Source organism: Salinivibrio sp. YCSC6 (assembly GCF_004916735.1).
Taxonomy (GTDB): Bacteria; Pseudomonadota; Gammaproteobacteria; order Enterobacterales; family Vibrionaceae; genus Salinivibrio; species Salinivibrio proteolyticus.
Genome location: NZ_CP039517.1, coordinates 661354 through 686835 on the forward strand (window position 1 = coordinate 661354; position 25482 = coordinate 686835).

The 25482-nt window shown below is 49.8% G+C and carries 27 protein-coding genes; 14 read left to right on the forward strand and 13 right to left on the reverse strand.

All coding sequences use genetic code 11. The features are described from left to right. Positions 1 to 45: 45 nt before the first annotated feature. Together pdsS and pdsR are read right to left on the reverse strand one after the other, a co-directional pair. Positions 46 to 2289: a proteobacterial dedicated sortase system histidine kinase gene (gene pdsS / locus E8E00_RS16790; protein WP_096631702.1), complete on the reverse strand. Its 2244-nt coding sequence runs from the start codon at positions 2287 to 2289 to the stop codon at positions 46 to 48. Beyond that, positions 2286 to 2984, reverse strand: a complete 699-nt coding sequence (pdsR, locus tag E8E00_RS16795; RefSeq protein WP_096631699.1) for a proteobacterial dedicated sortase system response regulator — start codon at positions 2982 to 2984, stop codon at positions 2286 to 2288. The genes pdsS and pdsR overlap by 4 nt, the downstream gene beginning before the upstream one ends. 205 nt (positions 2985 to 3189) lie before the next feature. Between pdsR and pdsO the strand changes: the two genes are divergently transcribed. Together pdsO and E8E00_RS16805 are read left to right on the forward strand one after the other, a co-directional pair. Continuing rightward, positions 3190 to 3909 carry a sortase-associated OmpA-like protein PdsO gene (gene pdsO / locus E8E00_RS16800; protein WP_168174076.1) on the forward strand — a complete coding sequence of 240 codons (720 nt, stop codon included), beginning with the start codon at positions 3190 to 3192 and terminating at the stop codon, positions 3907 to 3909. 94 nt (positions 3910 to 4003) lie between these two features. Further along, positions 4004 to 4432 carry a GNAT family N-acetyltransferase gene (locus E8E00_RS16805; RefSeq protein ID WP_069588709.1) on the forward strand — a complete coding sequence of 143 codons (429 nt, stop codon included), beginning with the start codon at positions 4004 to 4006 and terminating at the stop codon, positions 4430 to 4432. Here the strand turns inward: E8E00_RS16805 and E8E00_RS16810 are convergent, their stop codons facing one another. Then, on the reverse strand, positions 4433 to 4957 hold the full coding sequence (locus tag E8E00_RS16810; protein ID WP_096631695.1) for a methylated-DNA--[protein]-cysteine S-methyltransferase: 525 nt from the start codon (positions 4955 to 4957) through the stop codon (positions 4433 to 4435). Positions 4958 to 4983: 26 nt separating this feature from the next. Then, entirely contained in the window at positions 4984 to 5415 is a 432-nt protein-coding gene (locus E8E00_RS16815) for a DUF3010 family protein (protein ID WP_069588706.1), read from the reverse strand. Between the two features lie 308 nt (positions 5416 to 5723). Here E8E00_RS16815 and E8E00_RS16820 point away from each other — a divergent pair, with 308 nt between their 5' ends. The 7 genes from E8E00_RS16820 (at position 5724) to E8E00_RS16850 (ending at position 11973) form a co-directional block, all read left to right on the forward strand. Next, positions 5724 to 6635 carry a hypothetical protein gene (locus tag E8E00_RS16820; protein WP_096631693.1) on the forward strand — a complete coding sequence of 304 codons (912 nt, stop codon included), beginning with the start codon at positions 5724 to 5726 and terminating at the stop codon, positions 6633 to 6635. Between the two features lie 86 nt (positions 6636 to 6721). Then, positions 6722 to 7261 (forward strand): NUDIX hydrolase, encoded by a 540-nt coding sequence (locus E8E00_RS16825; protein ID WP_096631691.1) that lies wholly within the window; start codon positions 6722 to 6724, stop codon positions 7259 to 7261. A 17-nt stretch (positions 7262 to 7278) separates the two neighbouring features. Beyond that, the gene (locus E8E00_RS16830) at positions 7279 to 7494 is read left to right on the forward strand and encodes a DUF3820 family protein (RefSeq protein ID WP_077640018.1); all 216 of its coding nucleotides are present in this window, start codon (positions 7279 to 7281) and stop codon (positions 7492 to 7494) included. A 251-nt stretch (positions 7495 to 7745) separates the two neighbouring features. Next, positions 7746 to 8252, forward strand: coding sequence for a hypothetical protein (locus E8E00_RS16835; protein WP_240531963.1), 507 nt, complete (start codon positions 7746 to 7748; stop codon positions 8250 to 8252). A 93-nt stretch (positions 8253 to 8345) separates the two neighbouring features. Further along, on the forward strand, positions 8346 to 9578 hold the full coding sequence (locus E8E00_RS16840) for an ISL3 family transposase (RefSeq protein WP_069591129.1): 1233 nt from the start codon (positions 8346 to 8348) through the stop codon (positions 9576 to 9578). A 21-nt stretch (positions 9579 to 9599) separates the two neighbouring features. Then, entirely contained in the window at positions 9600 to 10229 is a 630-nt protein-coding gene (locus E8E00_RS16845; protein WP_240531987.1) for an SIR2 family protein, read from the forward strand. Between the two features lies 1 nt (position 10230). Then, positions 10231 to 11973, forward strand: coding sequence for an ATP-binding protein (locus E8E00_RS16850; RefSeq protein ID WP_096631689.1), 1743 nt, complete (start codon positions 10231 to 10233; stop codon positions 11971 to 11973). 335 nt (positions 11974 to 12308) lie between these two features. On the opposite strand, the gene E8E00_RS16855 is transcribed toward E8E00_RS16850, so the two are convergent. After that, entirely contained in the window at positions 12309 to 12830 is a 522-nt protein-coding gene (locus tag E8E00_RS16855) for a hypothetical protein (protein ID WP_096631685.1), read from the reverse strand. Between the two features lie 208 nt (positions 12831 to 13038). Here E8E00_RS16855 and E8E00_RS16860 point away from each other — a divergent pair, with 208 nt between their 5' ends. After that, positions 13039 to 14739 (forward strand): SgrR family transcriptional regulator, encoded by a 1701-nt coding sequence (locus tag E8E00_RS16860; RefSeq protein ID WP_096631683.1) that lies wholly within the window; start codon positions 13039 to 13041, stop codon positions 14737 to 14739. Positions 14740 to 14742: 3 nt separating this feature from the next. On the opposite strand, the gene E8E00_RS16865 is transcribed toward E8E00_RS16860, so the two are convergent. Beyond that, positions 14743 to 15381, reverse strand: coding sequence for a hypothetical protein (locus E8E00_RS16865; RefSeq protein ID WP_077765336.1), 639 nt, complete (start codon positions 15379 to 15381; stop codon positions 14743 to 14745). A 144-nt stretch (positions 15382 to 15525) separates the two neighbouring features. On the opposite strand from E8E00_RS16865, the gene E8E00_RS17220 reads away from it, so the two are divergent. The 3 genes from E8E00_RS17220 to E8E00_RS16875 are packed head-to-tail and all read left to right on the forward strand — an operon-like array spanning position 15526 to position 17208. Then, positions 15526 to 15702, forward strand: coding sequence for a hypothetical protein (locus tag E8E00_RS17220; RefSeq protein WP_168174075.1), 177 nt, complete (start codon positions 15526 to 15528; stop codon positions 15700 to 15702). Positions 15703 to 15746: 44 nt separating this feature from the next. Then, positions 15747 to 16175, forward strand: coding sequence for a hypothetical protein (locus E8E00_RS16870; protein ID WP_069591194.1), 429 nt, complete (start codon positions 15747 to 15749; stop codon positions 16173 to 16175). A 22-nt stretch (positions 16176 to 16197) separates the two neighbouring features. Continuing rightward, entirely contained in the window at positions 16198 to 17208 is a 1011-nt protein-coding gene (locus tag E8E00_RS16875) for a L,D-transpeptidase family protein (protein WP_371414253.1), read from the forward strand. A gap of 71 nt (positions 17209 to 17279) precedes the next feature. Here E8E00_RS16875 and E8E00_RS16880 read toward each other — a convergent pair whose 3' ends face one another. From E8E00_RS16880 to E8E00_RS16900, 5 genes are all read right to left on the reverse strand, one after another. Continuing rightward, entirely contained in the window at positions 17280 to 17504 is a 225-nt protein-coding gene (locus E8E00_RS16880) for an LPP leucine zipper domain-containing protein (protein ID WP_069590383.1), read from the reverse strand. Between the two features lie 185 nt (positions 17505 to 17689). Further along, positions 17690 to 18166, reverse strand: a complete 477-nt coding sequence (locus E8E00_RS16885; protein ID WP_096631678.1) for a copper chaperone PCu(A)C — start codon at positions 18164 to 18166, stop codon at positions 17690 to 17692. Continuing rightward, entirely contained in the window at positions 18166 to 18756 is a 591-nt protein-coding gene (locus E8E00_RS16890; protein ID WP_069590379.1) for an SCO family protein, read from the reverse strand. The genes E8E00_RS16885 and E8E00_RS16890 overlap by 1 nt, the downstream gene beginning before the upstream one ends. Further along, positions 18753 to 19232 carry a hypothetical protein gene (locus E8E00_RS16895; protein WP_096631676.1) on the reverse strand — a complete coding sequence of 160 codons (480 nt, stop codon included), beginning with the start codon at positions 19230 to 19232 and terminating at the stop codon, positions 18753 to 18755. Before E8E00_RS16895 ends, E8E00_RS16890 begins: the two co-directional genes overlap by 4 nt. A 3-nt stretch (positions 19233 to 19235) precedes the next feature. Further along, positions 19236 to 20165 carry a DUF368 domain-containing protein gene (locus E8E00_RS16900; protein ID WP_096631674.1) on the reverse strand — a complete coding sequence of 310 codons (930 nt, stop codon included), beginning with the start codon at positions 20163 to 20165 and terminating at the stop codon, positions 19236 to 19238. Between the two features lie 171 nt (positions 20166 to 20336). Between E8E00_RS16900 and E8E00_RS16905 the strand changes: the two genes are divergently transcribed. Then, positions 20337 to 21359, forward strand: coding sequence for an AraC family transcriptional regulator (locus E8E00_RS16905; protein WP_096631672.1), 1023 nt, complete (start codon positions 20337 to 20339; stop codon positions 21357 to 21359). 17 nt (positions 21360 to 21376) lie between these two features. Here the strand turns inward: E8E00_RS16905 and E8E00_RS16910 are convergent, their stop codons facing one another. Continuing rightward, entirely contained in the window at positions 21377 to 22402 is a 1026-nt protein-coding gene (locus E8E00_RS16910) for an alpha/beta fold hydrolase (RefSeq protein WP_136588416.1), read from the reverse strand. 170 nt (positions 22403 to 22572) lie between these two features. Beyond that, a complete protein-coding gene (gene pulA, locus E8E00_RS16915; protein ID WP_096632733.1) occupies positions 22573 to 25470 on the reverse strand; it encodes a pullulanase-type alpha-1,6-glucosidase in 2898 nt (965 codons plus the stop codon). Positions 25471 to 25482: the final 12 nt, after the last annotated feature.

The window sequence follows — 25482 nt, forward strand, 5'->3', positions numbered from 1 at the left end:
CTCCCTGTCAGTGAACCCTCAGTATCGACACGATAAAGCGGAAGATCAATCTTCGCCAAGCTGCTGTGTGCTGGGCCATATAAGTGACATTGTCACACCATCTTGGCTGGCGCGATTGCTGGCCACAAGTGTCGCTTGGTGAAAGTCTGCAATCAAACGTGCAATGTAAAGGCCTAAACCGAGATGCGGTTTATCCGATTTATGCGACTCTGACCGTACGCTGACCATAGATTGGAACAACTGATCACGCATATGTTCGGGCAGTAGCGGCCCGGCGTTACTTACTGTGATAGTAATATGCTCAGCATCAAGGCTCAGCGCAAGATCAATCGGGGTGGCGCCATCATCAAACTCAACCGCGTTGGACACGAGCTTATCCAATAATTGCGCGAGGTAGTCGGGCACAGCGAATACTCGAACGGTCTGCGCCGGTAGTGTGATGTTAAACCGATGATCCGGATACGCCAGTTGATAGCCTTGCCCGCAGCCTTCTATCAGTGCATTGAGATTCACCGGCTCTTTATCGGCATTATCAAAGCTTTGTTCAAGGCGTGTGGCTTCGGTTAAGGTCGATAAGATCCCTGCAAGGCGTTGCACCCCGTCTTGGGCGCGGTTGATGTAGGTAAGCTGGTCAGGGTCCGCTTGCGTGTACGCCATATTTTCCAATGACGATCGCACTACCGCAATGGGCGTTCTCAGCTCATGGGATAAGCGAGATGACATTTTTTCAAGATACTGGTTATAGCCAGCAATGCGGCCAACCATGTCGGTGATGGTTTGGGTTAATAAACCGATTTCATCGTGGCTGGTTGCCGGTGTGATTGTGCCCGTGACGCGCCCTTGGCTATCGATAGCATGATTAGCTTCTTGTTGGAGACGACGCAGACGTTTGGCGATATGCGAGCCGAATAACAGCAGCAAGAGCACGCCGGTACAAATCACCGCGAGCATCACGGAAAAGAGGGTTTCGAGGGCCTCATTACGCAGGCTACGGATCCCGTTGGTGGTCTCTTCAACAATCACGGCCCCCGCTACTTTACCTTCCAACCAAATCGGGTAGGCTGCGGTTAAGATCATCGCTTGGTTGTCATCTGAGCTGCGCCAACTGGCGTAAGGCCGCCCTTGTAAGGCTTGTTGCGCCTGTACGCCCTTATAAATTGAGGCTTGTTGCATCGCATCGACAAAATGCTCAGGCGGGGTTACAAGCAGTTTATCGTACCAAGGGCGTAGCAGCGTTTGTGTTATCCAGTCCATGACGCCTTGCTGCTCTGGGATCGCTTGGCGAGGTTGCCAGACGCCGGTGGAGGTTTGGATATCGCCCGCTTTTGCTAGCACGCGACTGTGTTGATCAACCACCCATACACTGGAGGCGCCATTATTCATCCGCTCAATTAATGCTTGAATGGGGGCCGAGGGCATCATAAAGCTGCCCAGCGTTGCCGCCGAACGTGTTGATGCGGTGCCAATGATCGCCCGTAGACCGCGGTTAAAACTGTCATCCACATCGTAGTAAGCGATGCCGAGCTGCTGGCCGACCCAAGCTGCTGGCAGTTTGATCTCAACTTGGTAGCCTTGCTCGGTGGCGCGCCACTTAGCGGCGATGGGAAGTGGTTGGGGCGGGCCTTCGATATTTACGCCGGTGGCATTGTCGGCAAGACCGTTATCAAGATGGATGATTTTTGCATTGTCAGAATCACGCGCTTGTCCGATGGCGACGCGATAAAACGCCCCTTGCGGTGAGGTGAGTGCCAATATGAGATGATCTTGACTGTCGATATCGCCTGTCGCTTGTGGCTTGGCAGGGGTGCTATCGATAATATCGAGCGCGAAATACACCGCAGTGTCGGTGCTGCCACTCATGATCGCCAAAGAAAGCGTGTCACTGTTGTATGCACCTTGGCTAAAGATCAGTCCGTTGCGTTGGTAAAGGCGCTGATGATGGTGATAGGGTTGCCAATCCTCTAAGTTGCCATCTAAGCGAATAGGCTGGGTTAAGCGAAATGCATGCAAATCTTTGCCCGGCTCTAAGGTAGAGGGTGGGGCATGCTGGGTAAATAAGCTGGGGCGATCGTTCATCCCCATCGCAAAGGCCCGAGCGGTGCCCATTAGCGTCTGCTCTTGGCCTTGGCGTAAAACACTTTCCATTTCCCACACGTACTGGTAGCCCAAATAGGGCAGCAGCAGTAGAAAACTCGAGAGAATTACAATCTTGGTGCGGATCCCGGCCAGCCCTTCTCGCACCCAGCGACGTCCTTTTAAGCCATAACGACGCAGTCGACTCAGGCTCATGGGTGTTCCTCATCCCAGCGATACCCCATGCCATAGACGGTGCTAATGCAATTAAATTGGCTATCGACGGCGAGAAACTTTTTACGGATCCGTTTCACGTGCGAGGTAATGGTGCTGTCGTCCACCACCGCGTGCGCTTCATCCATTAATGCTTGACGGCTTTTGACGTGGCCCGGACGTTTAACCAAGGCATGGACCATCCAAAACTCGGTCACAGTGAGATCGATCAAGGTGTCATGCCAGTAAACGCGCATCCGATCCAAATCAAGATTCAGCGGGCCGCAATGCAGACTTTTTACTTGGCTAGCCGGCGTTTGGGCCAAGAGATCACTGCGGCGAAACAAGGCGGCAATGCGTGCCATCAGGTGAGGCAGTGAGACGTCTTTGGTCAAGTAATCATCGGCGCCCATTCGCAGCCCCACCACTGTGTCAATGTCACTATCCCGAGCGGTTAAGAAGATAATCGGCACTGTTGCAGACATCGCGCGTAGGGCTTGGCATAGCGCAAAGCCGCCGTCAATTTCATTCCCCAGACCAATGTCGATAATGGCTAAATCGGGTAGACGTTGCTCAAAAGCGGTTTGGGCAGATGGGCGATCGGCGTAGGTATTAACCTGATAGCCTTGGCGACGAATCACATCGGCATAGTTATCGCGAATGGCGGCTTCATCTTCAACAATTGCTATCTGCTTCATGGTACGGGATAGGTAACGAGTGTTGCAGTGACTATACCCAAACTCAGCGCAGAGAAAACCCCTTTTGCCGGATTCCGCGCAATTGCCATTTTTTTGCCACAATTGATCGCCACATTGCCATTTTTGCTCCCGCAAAATGCCTGATCGGCTTGTTTTAATGTCCTCATCGCCAGCACGGCACAACAAACACACTTTCGAGGACATTATGGATATCAAAAAAGCACTCACACACTCTGTATTCGCGGTTTCTATGTTTGTCGTGGCAACCCCACAAGGGATGGCCGCCACACATGTTGAGCGAGACAAAAAACCAGAATTGATCGGCATGGGCAGCGGCGCGGTGGCTGGCGCGTTAGTGGCCGGACCGGTCGGCGCAGTCGCGGGAGCGATTATCGGCACCGTGATGGGGCAAAACGCGAGCTTCGAAACACTTGCGACGGAGCAGCAAGATACGATTGAAACGATGAATGCGAAAAATGAGCAGCTGAGTCTTGTCACGCAAAAATACAACGAAGCTCAATTAGAGCTTGCCCGCTTGCGCACCGAGCAACATTCTATCGAGGATATCGACTTAGCGATGAATATTCAGTTTCGAACCAGCTCGGCTGACATTGAACCCCACTTTATGATTCAGCTTGATGAGCTGGCAGGGTTTATCCAGCAAATGCCGGATGCGCAATGGCAATTGGCCGGGTATGCCGACCCACGTGGGCGCAAAGCCTATAACCAAGCGCTGTCAGAGCAACGTGTGCAAGCGGTGTATGACTACTTGGTCTCGGTTGGGGTCGAACCGGCGCAGCTAGAAACGGTTGCGTATGGAGACAGCCAGCCATTGGCCGACCAAGCCGACAATGAAGGCTTTTTCTTTGACCGTCGCGTTACCCTTTCACGCGTGAAAGGCGGGCAAATGGCACAGGCACAGTAATCGTCGCTTTATCGTTTTGGGGCTGGGCTACCATGCAACGGCCTAGCCCATCGCAAATGTTAGAGACTTATCTTCGGCAACCAAGGAAGACACCATGATTCGACAGGCAACCCTTCACGATATCGATGCCATTTGCGCTTTGTGTGAGCGCTGTCAGCCTGACCCACTTCCGTGGCGTCAAATGAAGAAAACACTCACCGATCTGATTCACGCAGAGGATGCCAACGTATTAGTCGCTGAGCTTTGTGGGTTGGTCGCAGGCGTGGTGGCGTTCAATGTGATCTTACAACTGGATAAATCCAACCATGTCGGGCGCATCAGCACCATTATGGTGGATGAACACTTTCGAGACATGACCCTCGGCCGCCAGTTACTCAGTGCCGCGGAGACCTGTTTGCAGGCAAGAGGGTGTGATCAGATTGAAGTGGTCCCGAGTTATCACAAAGCCGATGCGCAAAGCTTTTACCTGCACTGCGGTTTTAAACTTACCCCAGAGCGACTGATAAAAGCGTTAGCAGCGTAGCTAAGCGACAAAGGCTTTCTCTTTACCACTTTGCGGATTGGGGAGCGTGGTTGGCCATTCGCCGGTTGCTTCCCACATCAACAAAGCTTGTTTGGCCGCAAGACCGCCCCCGTAGCCAATCAGCTGCCCTTGGCGACCAATAATACGATGGCAAGGAATGATGATAGAAATTGGATTCTTGCCATTCGCGCCGCCTACCGCTTGGTTGGCTTTTGGGTTACCAATAGCGGTGGAAATGGTCTGATAGCTGGCCGTTTGCCCATACGGAATTGCTTGTAGCGCTTGCCATACCCGTTGCTGAAAGGGTGTGCCTTGTGGGGCGAGGGGCAAAGAGAATTGTTGGCGCGTGCCATTGAAGTAACCATCCAGCTGACGACATGCTTCATCCAGTACCCGTTGGGCGGAGTGAGACGATGCATTAACGGGTTGCGGTGCGCGTTTAGGCAAATACAACCCGGTGAGTCCGTCGCTATTCGCGGTTAAGGTTAACTCACCGAGTGGTGATGCATAAGTGATTTGGCTCATAACACATCCTTGTGGTTGTCACTTAATTAGTTGGTGTGCTGATTACAATACGCGCAAGCGGTTAAAAATGCTTGTTCTTGGAACTGCTTAAGGCCGAGCTCTTTTAAGCTCACATCAACAGGATGACGTTTTAGGGTTTGCTTCATTACGCTGCTTGGCAGCACCTCAGCATCGATTCCCTCAATTAGCTGCAACGCGGCTTCTAGCTTGAATCCAGCACTGCTACCGGCAAATTTGCCTTTGGTTGGGCGCTCGCGGATCACAATCTTTTCTACCTGATAGTCTTCGACCAGCTTGCTCATGGTGCGATGAAAGTGTTGGATGCTTTCTTGTGCTTCAGGCTTGGCAACGGTGATCTTTTTTGCGCGGCACTCAGGCACAGAAAACAAGCCGTTGTCGCTGTCTAGCAATACAATGTTCGCTTCATTGGCTTTTAAATCAACAGCACAAACTCTCATGATGATCTCTCTGTCTTAATCGGTAAGGGCGGGCAGTATACGCAAAAGGTCTCGCGTCGTCACAGGATTAACCATACTTGCACGGGCGAGTCTGTCAATAATGCCGATAAATTCGTCCATACGGGTTTTTTAGCACCACGCTGGATAGCCAAGAGCAATGGGTTCGGGAAGAAGGTCGATAAAATAAGACATATAGCTCGCATTATTCTGGACGTTGGCGTAATTTTATGCGCGCTCCGTGTGCGGAACCCCAGCGGCTTCGCGCGTTTCCTTTCGCCGTATGATTATTCATCGCAGAGACAACCATCATGAATACTGATGCACGCGCCACCACCAAGCCGAGTGGCCTTTTAATCGTAGGAATCCTTTTTATTCCCTACCTATGTGTTTGGACCTTATTGGACAAAAAGTATAGCGCGTTTAGCCGTATTCTCGGCTTTGGCTATATGGTGATTGCATTTATGTTATTTGTTAATGGCCCCACTAACCCGCAGTCTATATGGTCAGCGACGTTAAGTTTGTTGGCCCTTTGCGCATTGGGCTTTGGGTTTTATTTAGTCCGCCAAGCGCTCAAGTGGGGGTGGAAAAATGCCATTGAGCAATTAAAACCAACCGGCAGGGAAACCACATCAGCCGCCAACATGCAGGCACCGTCCCAGCCAGCGGTGACAAAAAAACTGCCGGCTTGGCTTGTGAAAGGCATCGATGTAAGCGAAAACGCCGATGGCACGATTCACTTCACGTTTCCCGCTGATATGTCTGGCCCAGCGAAAGACAAAGTCATTCAGTTCTGTGAGGGTTTATCGGACTTCGGCCCCTTTACGTGGTCAGACGCGGTGGCTTCTGAGTCCGTTTCGTCATCTGCTGAGCATCACGCGCCCGCTCAAGCTAATGATACTCGCGTGAGCAACACCGACTCGGCGCGTCCGGTTGAGGGCTTGATCAAACTTGCCACCCCTAAGCATGGCTGGTTTAAAGTCAGCTTCTTAGGCTTTCCAAACGATGAAGAGAGTCAGTTATCAGAGATGGCACTGCAAAGCGGTATGACGATTAACGATCACACGCAAGAAGCGGTTGATGTGCTCTGCTTTGGTGATTTTGCTAGCAACGCAATGATAGAAAAAGCGCACGCTGAAGGTGCGGTGGTGTTAGATAAAGAAGCGTTTGTTCACTTTGTGGCGAGCGGCTATGTACCAGAAAAAGGCACCGCCTTGGCGTAACGGCGTCTCGGTTTGTAACGCGCTGCGGCGAATCGTGCGAGTGTGTTATACTCGCGCGCTTTGCTTTCGTATTGCCTGAGTTCTTTATGCAGATTATCGCCCAACACACCGATGAGCGCGTGTTACCGCTCGACAACAAAACCATTATCACACGCCATGCGGCCCGCGCGATTGCGCTGCAAGGGGATGAGATCCTTTTGATGTACACCGCACGTTATGATGATTATTCGTTACCCGGTGGCGGTATTGACGAGGGTGAAACTGCAGAGCAGGGGATGATCCGCGAGCTACAAGAAGAAACGGGTGCCCAACATATTCGTGATATTCGCCCGTTTGGCTGCTTTGAAGAATACCGCCCTTGGTATCGTGACGGCGCTGATGTGATGCATATGTTTTCTTACTGTTTCTACTGCCAAGTCGATCGAGAGCTGGGTACTCCCACGTTTGAGCACTACGAGATCCATAACGGCATGCGGCCTGTGTGGGTGAATTTGTCTCACGCGATCGCGCACAACAAAGCGGTGATGGCAAACAGCGACAAAGCCGGGCAATCGCTGATCCGTGAAACTATGTTGCTTGAAATGATTGCTCAGCAGCGAGAGAACCCCCAACAAGCCACGGCGTAATCGACAAGGAATGCTTCATGGACAAAGCGCAACTGATTAAATTGGCCAATATGCGCATGCCGTTTGGCAAGTACGCAGGCCGTGTATTGATTGATCTGCCTGAAGAATACTTACTGTGGTTTCAAAACAAAGCAGAATTCCCCGACGGCGAGCTCGGGGAGCTGATGCAATTGTGCTTAGCATTAAAAGTTGAAGGCTTAGAAAGCGTGGTTAAGCCTTTAAAGCGGATTTAACCTACCTCAACCCAAACAGTCAGGCCACCAGCTTGGCTGTTTTCCCTTATCTCAAGCTGGTAACGAGGAGCAAGCTCTCGGTTGCAAACGGTTTTTACTCCCAAAATGCGTTAGCACCGATAGAAACTAGAAACTTCTAGCTACATAATTGCATAACAGCTAATGGGTGAGGCAAATAGCAAGACCTGCCCTTTTAATGGAAATCATCAACACTAGACTCTGTCATTTAAGGTGGGCTCTAAGGAGGGAGCATGGTATTCGATACCAAATTGTTCGAAAAAAAAGAGTTCAAAGCAGCAATCAACAAACTTGAAGAACTGCTCTCACATTCAAAAGCGGTTTTGCTAGGTGCTGGGGCGAGTGTTTGCGCTGGGCTTCCATTAACAAACCAGCTAACAGAAAGAGCATTAATAAGTGACAAGCTCTCTGATGACTCAAAGCAGATACTAACTGCTATACAAACTTCTTTTGCAGGTGCCAGCCCAGCATCGCACATTGAAGATTACTTAAGCGAACTCGTCGATTGGCTTGCTATCACGGCTCGTCGGGCAAATCGCAATGTAACCGCTAGCAGTGTATTGATTGGAGGTAACGAATACAGCAACGATCAGCTATTGCAAGCGATAAAAGAGATAAAATTCGCTATTTTTGACGTGATTAATGTTGAAGTAGATTCTGCTGTACATGAGCGCTTTGTTCAGGCACTGCATCGACCAATGCGACCAGGGAAAGACAACCATTCGAGCACAATCGATTAGGCTCTTCACCGGATGTGGTGGAAAGTGTTTCTTTTCAAGTTTTCCGATTAATTGGACAATGAGGAAACACTCTGCACTTGAGCCCTGAATCAGATGAAAGATACAGCACTCTATCAAGCGATCCTTGGACTGACTCCGCCATGGACTGTCGACTCTGTCCAGGTGGATAAAAAGAGCCAGCGTATTACCGTGACCATCATGTACGAAAGTCCTTCAGGCGTTGCTTGTCCAACATGCTCGAAAGTGGTAAGAAAGCATGACTCTCGAAAGCGGATATGGCGTCATTTGGATACATGCCAATACGAAACATATCTTGAGGCCCAAGTTCCACGTGCTGACTGTCCAAAGCACGGGGTTCAGACCATTTCTGTTCCTTGGGCATCTCCTAGTAGTCGCTATACCGAACTCTTCGAGACAAAGATTATTGAAACACTTCAGTTCACTTCTCTTCACTCTGTATCTAAAGCCTTTCGACTGAGTTGGGGAGCCATTGATCGGATAATGAAAAGGGCTGTTTCACGAGGGCTCGCCCGGAGAAATTTAAATAAGGTAGAAGATCTGTTGGTAGACGAAACTGCCTTTTGCCGAGGGCATGATTATGTCACTGTGATGTCGAGCCGAACGGGCCAAGTTCTCGCTGTTGCCGACGGTAAAAGTGAACAAAGCTTAGCAAACTGCTATCGAGTGCTGCCTAACATCGCTAAACAACAGGTCCGCTCAGTCTCGATGGATATGAGCCAAGCTTTTATGAATGCAACCGAGTCCTTCTTTGGCTCACGATCTAAACGCCTGATTGCAGTTGATCATTTCCACGTAGCAAAAGTGCTCACCAAAGCTGTTGACGATGTTCGCAAGCAAGAGGTTAACCGTCTACCGCCATACCTTAAACGAGAGTGCTACAGAACGCGTTATGGCTGGCTCAAAAGAAATAGAAACCTCACCGGTCGCCTGAGAGAGCGTATAAACAGATTGGCCAAACTCATGATAGATACAAGCCTTAGCTGGTTGCTCAAAGAGCAAGCAAGAATAATCTGGTACGGAAGTTCGATCAGAAGCGCAAGGAATCAATGGCTAGAGTGGCTTGCTTTAGTTAAAGCAAGTGGAATTAAACCATTGATGACAGCAGCAGCGACAGTGAAAAAGCACTTACCAGCAATCCTTAATGCAATGCGGCTTAAGGCATCGAATGGCTTGGCGGAGGCTATAAATGCCAAAATCCAATATATGAAGCTTAGAGCCAAAGGCTTTAGAAACAAACAACGGTTCAAGACAGCGATACTGTTCTATTTTGGGGGGCTTGATATGACTTTCCACCATGAACGATGAAGAGCCATCGATTATCTGGTGATGAACTATGACACGTTAATTGAAGACTCACTCGCACTATCACAATTGAGATATGCCGATGGTTTAGAAGGCGGCGTATCAGGATGGTGGAACCCTTCGACGTTTGAACAGAACAATCTAGATGCCCGCGTATTTAAGCTACATGGCTCCATCAATTGGGCTGAACACACTTCTTCATCAACACCATTGCGTATTGCGCCACATTTAAAGTGCAGCCAAGATCAAGCTGCGAAGATTATGATTTGGCCTGCATCGACTAAATACCGTGAAACTCAGCTCGACCCCTACGCCCATTTAATGCACAGAGCAAGAGCTGTTTTAAACCCGCGAGGTGGTAGCCAACGGGTTTTATTGATTGCAGGTTATAGTTTTGGTGATGCACATATCAATCTAGAAATCGAACGAGGTTTAAGGGCTTCAAATGGCAACTTAACCGTGATTGCGTTCACCAGTGAAGCCGAGCCTAGCGGTACGCTGAAAATTTGGTATGAAGACAGCTCAATCAACGAACAAGTACTGATTTTTGCTGATAAGGGGTTTTATCACGCTGAACACAAGGCAACCTCGGAAAGTAGTATTGAATGGTGGAAGTTTGAAAACCTAACCAAGCTCATTGAAGGAGATATTTGATATGGATAATAAATACATAAAACCCATTGAGAATCTCTCTATCGGGAAAATTATTGAGGTGGATGGCTCGCGTATTATCGCTGAGCTCGACCCTACGATTTCAGACTTGTCCCGAGTATTTGCTGGTGAAAACTATCCGATTGGGCAATTTGGCTCAATCATCAAAGTTCATTTTGGCCGCCGCTCTATTTATGGGTTAGTCAGTCGATTACGTATGAAGGCGGACTACCAGCTAGAAAAGGGCTTGCCTGTCGCGTCTTCAGACGAGCGAATAATTGAAGCTGATTTGTTTGGTGAAGGGGAGTGGCGCAGGAAAGGTGAAGATGAGTTTGCCCTTGACTTTGAACGCGGTGTTGCTACCTATCCACTACCACAGCAAACCATTTACCTGACACCCAAATCAGAGCTTAGATTTATCTACGGTGATGCCAAAGGTGCGGTTATTCAACTTGGCGAGCATGTTGGATCTGGTGGTGCACCTTGTTACGCTGAGTTGAATGAATTACTAGGTAAACACACAGCCATCCTTGGCTCCACTGGTGCCGGTAAATCAGGTACTGTGGCGGCAGTTATTCATAGTATTCTAGAACGTGGGCAGATAGCTAATTATGAGCGCTGGCACCCACAAATTATTATCCTTGATCCACATAATGAGTACGGCAAAGCGTTCCCCGCGCACCAACGCTTATCGACCGATGAAGGTTCACTAAAACTACCGTATTGGTTACTCGATTTAGAAGAGTCATTGAGCTTGTTTATCGGCAAGACCGAGTTTGCAGCAACCTCACAATCAAACATTGTTAAGAATGCGTTGATTGCAGTTCGTGAGCAAGCAGCTGAGCAACTTAAGCTTGATAAGAGCCAGCTCACAGTGGATTCACCTATCCCTTATATTCTTGGTGACAGCAATGGGCTTGATCATTTTGGGAAAAAAGATGGTCAACTTTATACCGAAGGGCTAATCGGAGCCATTAACCAGCAAAGACCAAATGATGCTAATAAAAAGAATCACGAAGACTTTAGCAAGGTCATTCGCAAAATAGATTCATTACTTAAAGACGGTCGTCTTAAATTTATGATGGAAAGTTGGGATGGAGCTGAAGATCCGTTACCGATAATCGTCAATCAGTTCTTAACGCGGCGAACTAGAGTGCAGATTGTTGACTTGTCTGGTGTACCCAATGAAGTGGCAGGGGTAGCTAGCGCAGCAATCGCGAGAATAGTTTTTCAACTTAAAGTCTGGCAAACCGAGGCTGAACGGCAAAATAGCCCAATACTTTTGGTGTGTGAGGAAGCACACCGATACGTGCCGAATCGTGGTGAGGCACAGTATGAAGCAGCGCAGTCTGCAATTCGTCGAATTGCGAAGGAAGGCCGTAAGTATGGCGTTGGTCTGTTACTCGTTTCTCAGAGACCGAGTGAAGTTGAGGCAACAGTGTTGTCGCAATGCAACTCATGGATTGTACTTCGAATAACTAATGATGCCGACCGCGAGCATGTGCGTAGTGTGTTACCTGACTCGATGTCCGGTTTAACCAAAATGCTTTCCGGTTTAAGACGTCAGGAGGCCATATTTGTCGGTCAAGCAGCAACGTTACCAACTAGAGTGATGATTCGCAGCTTATCTGATGACCAGTTGCCTCGCTCAAATGATGTTAATTTCGATAAAGGTTGGCAGCAACAGGCGCTGACAATCGAACAAATTACTGATGTAGTAACGAAGTGGCGTTATCAGACAAAATGATCCTAAAATAGGACTAGAACTATTCAGGCGATCTGTAACAGAAAAGTCATTTTTAGGTACAGATACAACGTAGCTCTTGTTCGGTAAAAAGAAGGGTGCTCACCTATAAAATCAATTGGGTGCAGTACCTTTGATATGTCATGCATCAAAAGGAAACGGGGGCAGGCAATGCGTTTCCCCCTAACTTTTTTAATCTTAATGCTCTCCAACTTTAAAAAATCTAAACGCAGAAGTGTCCAATTACAAATTACAGAAACCCCCGCTTTCATCTCCCAAACACAATCCTTCCCGTGAAACGCTCGTTGAATGACGAGCGTTATAAGGCCGCTTAAGCGTCAGGTTTGACCGGCAATTACCCATTGGCGGTTGTCGTCAGTCGCCTCCATCATTGCGCGTAGAAGTTGTGCGCGGGCGTCGTCACTGGGGGCAATTAGATCATAAATACCACTGATTGGTTGGCCGTTTTCTTGGGTGTCTACCCGCATGGCGGCGGCGCAGGTTTCGCCGTGTTGGGTGCCAATGCACAAAGAGACCGTGGCTTCGGCAATTTCTACACCATCATGCAGGGCGAGTTGCGCGAAGTAAGCAAGCATGTCGGGGCGGGCATCGTCCGGCCACTGTGCCGCTTGTAGCTTGGCATATTGCAGCATCAATGGATGGTTATCGACCCAATAAAGTGTCAAGGGGGCGTGGGCTGGGGCAGATGGCCGAGTCGCAGGAGTGGGTAACGTCTCTTCGGCATGGTAGCGCTCGAAACCGGCCAAGCTTTCAGCGGTTGGATATTGGGCTTGTTTAACATGGCAGGCCATCCAACGTTGCTTGACTTCAAAATGGGAAATAATTTCAGACGCGTCCATAAACACCACATGCGATAACAACAATCAACAGGCATCATAGCGGAGTGAGCAGAAATAACAATCGCTGCGCTACAGCACGCGAAAATAAAGCCTGCCAGAGATCACAGCCTCGATCTGATTGCGTTCAAACTGGGCAGACGGACTGTCCGTTGTCGCGTAAAATAGGAAGTATCAATAATAACTGATACTGCCTTTAGGTTCCCCTTTTATGTCTGGACAGCGGCTACGCGCACAATTTACCCGTCTTTATCATCACTTTAACGGGGAAGATTCGGATACCACGTTACAGGCGATTGCCGATATTTTGGTGTGTACACGGCGTAACGCGCGGATGGTTCTGAATAAATTGGAGGAGCAACATTGGCTGACGTGGGCGCCATCCGTTGGACGAGGCAAGTTGTCACGGCTGACGTTTTTGCGTACCGAGTCAGCCCTGCGTGACGAGCAGGCGGCTCATTGGTTAGCGCAGGGCAAAATGGACCAAGCACTCGCCTGTTTGGATAACGATTCGACCAAGCTTGCGGCGTTGATCCAAAAGCAATTGGGGCCGAGCACCTTAAATGGTCGCCAGATTGTGCGCTTGCCGTATTATCGTCAGCTTGAAAGCCTTGATCCACGTACCCCTCTGCGCCGTTCTGAAGAGCACTTGGTGGGGCAGATTTTTAACGGGCTGGTGAAATATCAAGAGGGTAATAAGCAAGTCTGTGCGGATTTAGCTCACCATTGGGAAGCGCTTAGCCATACCCATTGGCGCTTTTATCTGCGCCCCGGCGTGCGATTTCATGATGGGCGTATGATGCGTGAAGACGATGTGGTGGCGAGTTTGTCTGCGCTATCGTCTCGGCGGTTTTTTGCCCACCTTGCTAAGGTGACATCACCTGCCGCACGGATCATTGATATAACGCTTTCGTCGCCCGACCCGCGTTTTGATCATGCGTTAACCTTGCCTGAAGCGGTTATTTTACCCGCCGATTGCGATCAGCAAAAAGGGTTTGCAGATCAGCCAATTGGCACAGGCCCCTATCGTGTGGCTGAGCGTCAGGATCACCGCTTGGTGCTCCAAGCATTTGACGATTACTTTGGCTATCGCGCGTTAACGGATGAAATCCACTTGATGGTGTTTGATGAAGCGGCCATGTGTTATCTCACCCCGAGTACGGATCGTATGTCGGACTATGCGGTTAAGCCGCCAGCTGCGTTAAGCCAAAAGCTTGAAATGGACCAAGGGGCTGGGTATTTGATGCTCAATTGTCGTGATGGGTTGGCGAAAAGTGCGCGCTGGCGTGCTTACTTGCATGCCAAGTTGTCCTCCTTGCAATTGCTGCCGCGTTTAGCCGCGAACGGGATGGGTGAATACCGCTTGTTTAATGCTTATGGTTTGATGCCCGGTTGGATCCATCACACGCAGCCGGTATCGATGCCAGAGTTACCGGGCCCGACGCGATTGAGTGTGGCTTATTTGGCGGACCATCCTCTTTATCCACTGATCGCAACTGCCATTGAAGCGCATTTGGCCGAAGAAGGCATTCAAGTGGAAACCATGGCGCTGTCGCCCGATGCGTATTTTGGCGGGAAATACAGCCGAAAAATAGACATCTGGTTAGGGGCGATCAGTTTTGGGATCCGCGGGGAAGAAGGATTATTTAATTGGTTGGGCAATCACGATCTTTTCTTGCACGCGTTCACCGACGAGTTGCTAAATAAAGTTACCCATTACACCACCCGTTGGCGTGAGCAGGCTAAGCCAGATTGCGCTGAAGCCTTGGCGCGTGAGCTGGTTGCCCAGCAGGTGGTGCCGTTATTTCATATCTGGACGGGTGTGGTTGCCACGCCGGACTTGCAAGATGTGGCATCGAACGCAGTCGGTTGGTTCGATTTCCAATCGGTGTGGTACAAGCCAAGCGAGTAAGGGTTATTCATCGATACCGAGCGGAAAGGTGGCGGTGAGTAGCAGGTACTTATGCAACGGCAGACCATCTTTTTTACGAAACAAAGGGTGGAAAATGCGATAGCGTCCGTCGGTCAGCCCCAATGGTTCGATGGTCTCGGCGAGGCTGGTGGTCGCACTGGTCAGTTTAATCCCTTGCGCGCGGTATGAGTCGGCATGAATCGGTTGATGGCCTAGCCACCAAGAAGGAATCGCTTTGCTGGCATTGGTTCTATCTATCCAGTGGTCGCTGACAATGATCACTCGCCCGGGCTCGGCCGGATTGGTAATACCGTGGTTGAGCAACCATGCGACATCGCGCACCAGTGCATCACGACAGGCCAAATTCCCACTGAGCAGACGGTGAGCAAGAATGTAAACCGCGGCGCCATCCAGTTGCAGTTGATAAACGGTTTGGCTGTGGGGACGACTGTCATCAAGCAAGTGAAACTGAGCGGGGCGGTCGTGCGCTTCCAACACGCGCATTAAACGACGTGCCAGTGCTTTACCCATGTGTGGGTCACGCATCCCGCGGTTATGCACCGTGGGATAATGATGTTCGCAAAGCTTGACGCAATCTTGTTGAAATTGTCGAAGCGCGAGCGAGACGAGATCATCTAACAAAAACGAGCCACTCCTACCAAAACACGACTGATTTATCGCACGTCATAAAGTATGCATTATATCACCCAAATCGCCCAATAAATCAGAGAGAAACGCCACTCTGTGCGCACTTTCTCATCACAAGTCGGTGTGATTGGGCGAAGTATGTCTAGTTCTGCCACTAAAAGAGATATCGGCAACGCAGGCGTCGGCTTGATAGTGGCGGCAGAGATTTGCCTCTATGTTTACCCGATGAAAGGCAAAAGCCATGATGAGTACACCCATGTTGGTCGAAGTATGACCGGTTTCGGGCGCATTGAAGCTTATAAATTGGAACGGTAATTGCAGTGCTAGGTGTCTCTGTGACATGAACTCGATGGATGATAATGAAAACAATAGCTTGGCTATGTGGTTCGGCATGTTTACTTGCCGCTTCGATTTCTTTTCCGGCTCGAGCAGCTGATGGCTTAGCGGCCGGCGTTTTTCTGGGGTCGCCGATGTCCGGTGTGACCATCAAGCAAGACCAATTTAAAATTCAAGCTGGGATCGATAAGTTTGGGATTGCGATCGATGGGACGTGGAATTTAGGGGAATGGCTAGGCCGGATGGAATATGCGCCCATGTATATCTATGCTGGTGGTCAGTGGGTAGACGATTCTACCCATCAGTGGGGACCGAGAGCTGGGCTAGGGGTGACACTTCCCGTAGGCACCGGTGATGTAGAGCTGTTTGCGGAAGCCGGTACCACATGGTACTGGGAGGAGAAAGGCGATATTGAATTTGAAGGCGCAGCCGGCGCAAGGATGTATTTTTAAGCGGTTTTATCATGCGCTTTGGGTGCTTGCTATCGGTTGGGGGTTGAGCGTTTCCCCTGCATGGGCGGTGAGCTATCCGTTACCTTTGGATGGCAGTCGGCTTGTCGGCTATGCCTCCATGCACGAGGTGCAAGAAGGCGAGCATCTTGAAGCGATTGCAAAACAGTATGATATCGGCTTTTTAGCACTATTGACGCTAAACCCCGGCGTAGATCCGTACTTGCCAGAGCCCGGTACGCTGATCAAACTCCCCCAGCAGCATCTGTTGCCCGACACTCCCTACGAAGGGATTGTGATCAACTTGGCGGAGCTCAGGCTCTATTATTATCCGCCCAAGCCGCAAGGAGAGAAGGACGCAACGGAGGAAGAGCGGCGGGTTCATATTTTTCCGATTGGCATCGGACGAATTGGCCGTGAAACGCCCGTGATGCAAACTTACGTCAGCCAAAAGCGCCAAAACCCGACGTGGACGCCGCCGCAAAGCATTCGAGAGGAATATAAGCGGACACGCAATATTGTGTTACCAGACGTGGTCCCTGCTGGCCCCGATAACCCGTTAGGACGTCATGCACTGCGGCTTGGTTATGGGAATGGCGAGTATTTAATTCATGGTACGAATAAGTCATTTGGTATTGGTTTACGCGTCAGTGCCGGCTGTATCCGGTTGCGGCCTGATGATGTGGCTTGGCTTTTTGAGGCGGTGGATGTCAACACGCCCGTGCGGATCATTGATACGGCAACCAAGGTCAGCATTGAACCAGATGGACGAATTATGGTGGAAGCTCATCGTCCACTGTCGCGTACGGAGAAAGAAACCCAGCAACGTATTCTCCTTCCCCCCGATCCTGCGATTATTGCCAAACTTGAGCGAATGGATATTTCCACGCAACGTTATCGTGCCGCATTGGCGGTGCAACAAGGGGTGCCAATTGAAGTGGCGGAGCTGAGTCCGTTGCAGTTAAAGGCGTGGCATACGCTCAATGAGCAAGGCCTGACAAACGCGTCTGATCTGGTGAGAGCGGATACCCCTTAGTGACAGAATGAGGTAATCACGGATAAACAAAAAACGGCGCGAAGGCGCCGTTTTTATCTTTCAATCTTGCCTTATTTTGTATAAGACTGTGCCATGTTATCAATGCGTTCATTGGCGCGTTTTGCTTCGTCATACGCCATTTGAGAGTCATTTTTCATCATGGAAACGTCGTTAGACAGCGCATCGACTTTCGCGGATAAATCATCAACACTTTGTTGTAGTGCAGTGTTGCTAGTACAGCCGACGAGCAACACGGTTGAAGCTATTGCTGCTAGCGCCATTGGACGGATTTTCATAGAGAACCTCGCTATTGTTGTTGGAGATAGCAATCACGTCAAAAGGGTCACGCGCAAGCGCGACTACCTTTTACCATAGACGGTGATAGGAGATTTTGCTGCTGAATCCTCAACTTGGCGGCCATACCTTGACACAGTTAACATTTAACGCGCTGTGTGACTCATCCATTAAGACGTGTTAAACGCTATTGGTGGTGATGATTTCCTTCATCGCTATGGTGCTGCATGCCTCCCATGACAGATTTCACTGGGATTTGTTTGGTCAGTGAATGGCCATCAGCAGTGGTCAGGGTGAGGGAAATCTGTTCGCCCACTTTCAGCGGCTTCACCAAGTCGAACAACATAACATGCAAGCCGCCCGGCTGAAGGACAACTTGTTCGCCGCTGGGCACCAGAATTTGTGGGATTTGACGCATTTTCATCATGCCATCTGCCATAGCGTGCTCGTGTAGCTCAACGCGTTTTGCCGCAGGAGTTTGGGCACTAACAACACGTTTAAGCACATCACTTTGATTGTCTAACACCATAAAGGCGGCACTGTTAGGGGCGCCCGGTGCACTGGCGCGCGCATAGGCGTCATGGATAAAAAATTCACCATGAGCATGGCTGAAAGATGCAGTGAAAAGTGCAATGGCTGAGATAAAAAGGCGACAAAACGACATTATGGTTCCTTATTGGTGTCAGTCACTCGAGAAATAGCGGCGGTGATCATTTGAGGGTTCAAGGTGTGGGGCACCTTTTCTAAAAGCTCACCGTTCGGAGAAAGAAAATAAAAGTATGAGCTATGGTCAACGGCATAATCCATGGCGGAGTCTTCAAGCTCGGTAATTTGATACAAAACGCCGTATCGCTTCGCCAATTGATCAATTTGTTCGTTACTGCCACTCACACCTGTGATGGCCGGATGAAAGAAATGGGCATATTCGGCCGCCTTTTCACTGGTATCCCGTTTTGGATCCAGTGTAATAAAGACAGGTGACACCGCATCTTGTGTCGATTGTGGCAGTGACTTGAGCGCCGCCGATAATACCGCCAGCGAGGTGGGGCACACATCTGGGCAGTGTGTGTAACCAAAATAAACAATTCGGGGCCGAGGATCGGCTTCATTGAAAAGATTGAAGGGCTGCCCATCTGATTGTAAGGCGCCAGCCTGTGCTTGCTGTTGCTTCACTTGATAACTGTCATAGTAAGCGCGTGCGCCTAACCCCAAACAAACCGCAAATAATGCCACTAGCCATGCTTTTTTACTCATGGTCGCTCCATGGTCACTTTGATCGGAAATTGTGTTTGACCTTGATCCGGTACCGTAATGGTTCCTGCCCACGTCATGGTCTGCTCAGTACAGACTGGAAGCATCAAATCGCCACGATAGTGCGTTTCGTCTATTTGATTCAGCACTAAGCGATATTCTCCCATGTTCATCTCAACACCTTTTAGCTTAACTAACAGGGTTTTGCTATTAAGAGGCTGTGATGTTGTGAAGGTCAGCGTGTTAGCGTGCATGGGGTGGACGGTCGGGTCCGATAAACTGGCTTGATAGCCTTGATAATGGCAGGTTTGTTGGTTTAATGAGCAATGGTTAAGAGAGGCCGTTGAGCCTCCCTCTATCCAATCGGCAAGAGTGTTTAGCCATGTCGGTGCGCTGAATGCGAGCGCAAATACTGCGACAATGCCTGCAATCGTCAGCAGGCGATGACCACTACGTGAGTCGGTGAGAGAAGAGTCCATGATTTAGTCCTGACTGGGGGCAAAGCGCTCCAACAGCAATACCAACACAAAGCCCGCTATCATGGCAATCACCGCAAGGCCAACTTGTGCCGGATGTCCCACCACGGCCTCGTAGGCGCCGGGCAAGAGGTTATCTTGCACCAGAGGCACTTGTTCACCGGATGAGTTCGTGCGCCAAGTGAGGGTATGTTTCCAAGGCCAAATCTTACCCAAGGTACCTAACATCAGGCCGGTCAGAAACGCGAGGGTCAGCGCATAATAGCGGCGTAGCAGCCATGACAATAGGTGCGAAAACGTCAGTAAGCCGGTTACCGCGCCAACAGCGAATAATCCCAATAAGCCAAATTGCGCTTGATGAACTGCACTCAAAATAGGGCTGTACATGCCAAGTAAAAGCAAAATAAAGCTGCCGGAGATACCGGGCAGGATCATTGCGCATATGGCAATCGCGCCGGAGAGAAACACTGTCGCCGGGCTTGCGGTCAAATGAAGTGGGCTGGCGACGGTAATCCAATAAGCAAACCCAATCCCTAGCGCACCGGCGATAAGGGTTTTAACGGTGAACTTAGGCGTTGGTAATTGCTTGGCCATGTGAAAGGCCGAGGCAATGATAAGGCCAAAGAAAAACGACCAAAGTGGAATGGGATGATGAGTGAGCATCCAACTGATCCCTTTTGCCAAACTGGCAATGCTGGTCAGAATGCCGGCTAGGAGTACACAAAGAAAGGTGCCGTTAACATGTTGCCAGACCGCTTTGAAACCCTCTTGGCGCCATAGTGTAAAAAGGCGCGGCGTGATACGCCGAATGCTCTCAAGCAACTGCGTGTAGATACCGGTAATAAATGCGATCGTACCGCCAGAGACACCAGGAACCACATCCGCAGCGCCCATCGCCATGCCTTTAAGGTAAGTTGAGATCAGGTTCTTGATCATAATGCTATTCATCGATAAAAGCTGAGACGCGCATTATACCGACATTCATCCTGTGGGGTAGGGCAAAGTTAATCCGCAGGAGATGTGAGAGGTAAAGTGTGGTTTTTCTATCACTGGTTTAACAATTTGGCTATGATCCTTGAGTTATTTAAAAATTGCTAGGCTAAACATATGCTTGCTGTGCCACTTCCGTATATTGCAACTCTGATTTTGGTAATGACGGCTATCGTCATCGTAATTCGTCGTGACCAAAACTGGCACAAGCCTTTTGCGTTCACCGTTTTTTGTGCGGTGATGACGTGTATTGTCGGATTACGTTGGACGTTCGATTTAGCTGCTTTGCGATTTATACAAACCATTCTGGCAGCCTGTCTTCCCATTGCTGCCTGGTATGGCTTTGTTGAACAATCTTCACGGAGAGGTCGCTTAATTTGGCATTTATGTGGTCCTGCTATGGTCATAGCCTGTGCGTTTTTTCCGTACTTAATTAGCTTTGGTGTTCTCGATGTGCTTTTAGCCACTTTGCCGGCAGGGTATGGGGTGTGTTTACTTATACACTCATTGAGGCTCCCTCAATCGGTTAGCTTCAATCGTGTGAGTTTGTTTGTGTTGTCAGAACGGACTGCGGGGAGTTTATTACTTTACTCAGCATTGATTGATGTTCTGATCGCATGGGACTTTTCTTTGGCATCAGGAGAGCACGTTCGGGCCATTGTTTCGGTGAGCTATTTGTTACTTATCCCAGCTCTTGTCGTGACAATGATTATCGCGAGCTATCAACTTCCAGCTAGCAAGGAACAAGTCAGTAAAAAGGCCCAAGTAACTGAAAATGATGTCGAGTCTGAGGTGGTGGAAAGTTTCAAAGCACTCATGGATGCAGAAGCGCTATTCACTGATCCAGATTTGTCCCTCATTCGGTTGGCACGTAAGTTAGGTGTACCATCGCGTTCTTTTTCTTCGGCTATTAATGCGCACTACGGACAAAATATTTCCAGAGTAATCAATGAATATCGTATTGAATACGCGAAGAAACGACTCCTCTCAAGTGACGACACCATCATGGATATTTTATTGAGCGCTGGGTTTTATACGAAATCTAACTTTAATCGTGAATTCTCACGTGTTGTAGGCCAAACACCGAGCGCATATAGAAAAGGAGCGGTGAACGAGAAGCAGCCCATAATAACGGGATAACTTCTCGTCTGTAGAGCTTAATCTGCTAAAAACTGCACAATATCATCGATTATTTGCTGGTGTAGGGTACTTCTTTGTGCACCTCGTCCATCTTGGCAAATGATACCGTCTCCCTGCTTTTCGGCCTCAATTAGCGTCACGGCATTGGGCTTACAGGCTTGTATAAAGCTGAAGTGGGTAGCGTTTTGATAGACTTTATAGCGTCGATGTGCGCGCCCCATATGTTCCGCTAAGTAGCCAGACTCCATGGCTTGTGGTAAGTCCCCAATATCGACACCTGCAGCCAAAATGAGAGTGGGCTGAGACACTGATGCGAGGCTGGTTGTCGAAAAACTTCGTGCTAACCCAAGATCAAGGCTAACCACTCGTTTTATCCGAGGATCACTAAGGTTATGAGATGAGGGTTCAGCATCTTGTCGTGTGGACAATCCTAGTTCGTCCGCTAATCCACATGTTCTCGAGTTCGGGTATTGCTGACAATCACGTTTGAACGCTGTTCTATCGAGTTGTGCGCCGATCAATTGCATCACTGTCCAACCACCCAATGAATGCCCGATCGCCGTGATATTCTGCTTATCTATTTTGTTGCGATAGCTATTGTTGCTTAATAGATGGTCGAGGAGATGTGACATATCTTTTGGGCGTTGCCACCACTGTGCGGCTTGAGAGGCGTTATGGTTAAAGCTCGTGGTTCCAGGGTGGTTGATTGCCGCTACAATATAGCCTTTCTGAGCCAGTGAATAAGCCAACCAGCTTTGATTCCTCCAGTTACCTCGATAGCCGTGAGACAATACGACCAATGGTGCATTTTTCGTATCAATGGAGGCGTGTTGGATGACAGGCACGCCTATAAAAGCAGGGTTATCGCCGATTAGTACTTTCGCTTCAGTTTCATCGGTTGGATACCACATAGCACCTTCAAGTGGGCGGACAGCATTTGCCTCAATATACAAAGGTATAAAACCGACTGAGTTGGCCAGCGCAGGCTGTAGGAGAAGAGAGGATAAACAGAAAATGGTGAATAAGACACGTTGATAATACATCGCTTTTTCTCATGTTGATAAAAGCTAACAAGATGAGCGAAAGTCGGATGTGGTGCGACCTCGAACATGATCGAGGTCGTGTAAATCGGAGTGTTTAACCTTGCATATCGAGCACGGTGTACCCAAACAGGACAAGATGGGGGAATGATACTGCACTCCCCCCAATACGATTAAGGTTGATGAGGTTTCTCGAATACGGCGACGGACCATGCGGGGATGGTGAGTTTGCCGTTGGTTACGTGAGCGGCCTGTTGGTTATACGCTATCGAGCTGTTGCCCGCATTGGTTTGCAAGCTGTGAAGCTGATAGCCGGTGGCGTCGATGTTGGCAAAGTCATTGACCGCCATGCCCGAGGCATTGATCGCGACGATAATCCCGTCACGCGTTGCATCAATCGAGCTGTCGTGCAGAGTGCCACTGTTATCAAGAAGCATCACAATTAGCCCCGGGATTTGTGAGGCACCGGTGTTGTGAAAGCTGACACGTTGGTTAATCACGCTGCCTTGGCCTAAGTGGAACAGCCCTGACGACGCACGCAGCGCCACCAGCTCATTAAAGTAGCTGTCCATGTTGCTGATTGCCTGTGGTGTTGGTTTGGCCTCGCTGTTGTGGTTGGCAATCACGGTTTCAATCATCGGCCAGTTGTAGCCGTCTTTATCTTCACGCGGCAGCCCTTGGTCCCACTGCGTAGTTTGTTGGGTAAAATCGACGCGGTTATACCAATCGCCCGAGTCATACGAGTCACGCTGCATGGATTTTGAACGAAGTAGCTCGCTGCCCATGTGAATAAAAGGCACCCCTTGTCCCAGCAGTGCAGTGGAGAGTGACACGGCTTGGGCGCGGACGCGTGTCGCAAGTGGCATGGCGTAAGGGAATTTGTATTGATTGTTATCCCACAAGGTTTGGTTGTCGTGCTTGGAGACATAGTTTTGAACCTCCCAAGCATCTTGTGCGTAGCCAGCCGGTTGACCGTTGTAATCGACCTCGTCACCGCGCACGACATCACCATTGGCAATTTGTAACTGAAAATCTTTTAAGTTACCCGCCATACCCAAACGAACTAGGTCGGCATTATGCAGGGCACCGGCTCTTTCCTCGCTGTTTTGCTGTTGCAAATCATTGGGGGCGACCCATTGACCATTACCAAAGCCTTGGTTTTTGCGCAGGTACTCGCCGCCATCGAACGGACCGCCGCCGCGAACCGCATCTCGAAGTCGGTCAGAGAATGAGCCAATACCTGTGCCTGCCAGATTTGCTTGGGTGGCTTGGACAAACTGGCGATCGTTGGCGACTTCACCGAAGTTCCAACCTTCACCATAGAAATACACATCTGGGTTGATGGCGCGGGCAACGGCAAGTGTGTGCTCGATCTGGGCTAGCGGATGATGCCCCATCAAATCCCAACGGAAGGCATCGATTTTGTAGTCTTTCACCCAAGTGGCAATCGAGTCATCGATCAGTTTGGCAAACATGCGATGCTCAGGTGCGGTGTTTGAGCAGCAAGTGGATTGCTCAACGTCCCCAGTGACGGGGTTAAGGCGCTGATAATACCAAGGCACGACTTTATCCAGCACAGAATAGGGCCCTAAGCCTGCTTGGTGGGTGTGGTTGTAGACCACGTCCATCACTACATTCATGCCGATATCTTGTTTGATGGCCATGATCATTTTACGAAACTCGAGGATTCGCGCGGTGCCTTCAGGGTCGGTCGCATAACTGCCTTCAGGCACGGTGTAATGGAAAGGATCGTAACCCCAGTTAAAGCTATCGTATTGACGCATCGCCGCCATTACCGTTTGCACATAGGGGGTGTCCGCACTGTCTTGGGTGGCTAAATCCGTTAAGGCCGCTTGGATGGTTTGATTGTTGTCGCACTCACTGGCCAGCCTTGGGGTATCTTTCAGTGAGGGGACTTTGTCACATAACGTGGAGAAGCGGTCGGTGACATCGATACGCTGTGCGACGTCTTCGTTGATGGAGGCAATGTCAAACACGGGGAGCAGGTGCAAGTGAGTAACCCCAGATTGCGCGAGCGCGGTTAAGTGTTTGACCGGCTCAGTGGTGTTTTGGGTAAAAGCAAGGTACTTACCGCGCAGATTTTGGGGAGTGGATTGATCGAGCGCGGAAAAATCACGCACGTGCGCCTCATAAATCACGCTGTTGGCGGGATTTTGCTGCGAGTGAGGCGCACTCAGCGTATCCCAACCACTGGGTTTAAGCGCGGGCGCATTCAGATCGACCACCTGTGAATAGCTGGAGTTGGTCGACAAGCTATGTGAGTAAGGATCCGTGACTTCGAGACGCTCGACACGGTGTGTGACAGGGTGATAGACCGACAGTTGATAACGGTAATAGTCACCATGATTCAGCGCCGTGGTGGCAATATGCCAGCTTCCTGACTCGGCGTCGAAGTCCATTTTAATGGGCGTTTGGCGCTGTTTGGGCGCGTTTTGTTCGCTCGCCGATTGATAGGGCACCAGCGAGACTTGCTGTGCGGTAGGGGCCCAAAGACGAAACTCAGTGTGTCCAGCGTCAGGGATGGCCCCATAGTTAAGTTTTTCGGCGTGTTCTGCGTACAAGGCATCAAGCGCGCGGGCCGGTTGCACATCGGTTGCGGTTAATACGGTATCACCGTCTTTGGCGATAGCGAGAAGCTGTCCTTTAAGCCATTGCTTCAGCGCAATATCAGCGTCAACAAAGTCAAAATCGAACCCTTTGACGTTACCTTGCAAATGGGGAAACGATGTCTGCCAATGATCGCGCGTGGCAAGGGTGGATTCGACACTCGCGGTGGCGTTTTCCACCTGTTGTGTGTCCGGGTTATAGCGCATCGTGCCATCAGCGGAGTAATACAAGGTGAGCGAGGTGGCGTTGGTTTGATGAGTGAGCAGGGTATCGGCATCAGCAAATAGCACACTGGCATCGCTGGTGCCCGCATCACGAACACTGGCGGTTGGGTTGGTATCGACGTCAGGGTTATCGTCATTTAACGGACAGCCTGTTAATACAATCGCCGAGGCAATCGTAAAAGGCAGTGCAAGAGGATGTTTGTTTAACAGATGATTCATCAGGTTGACCTT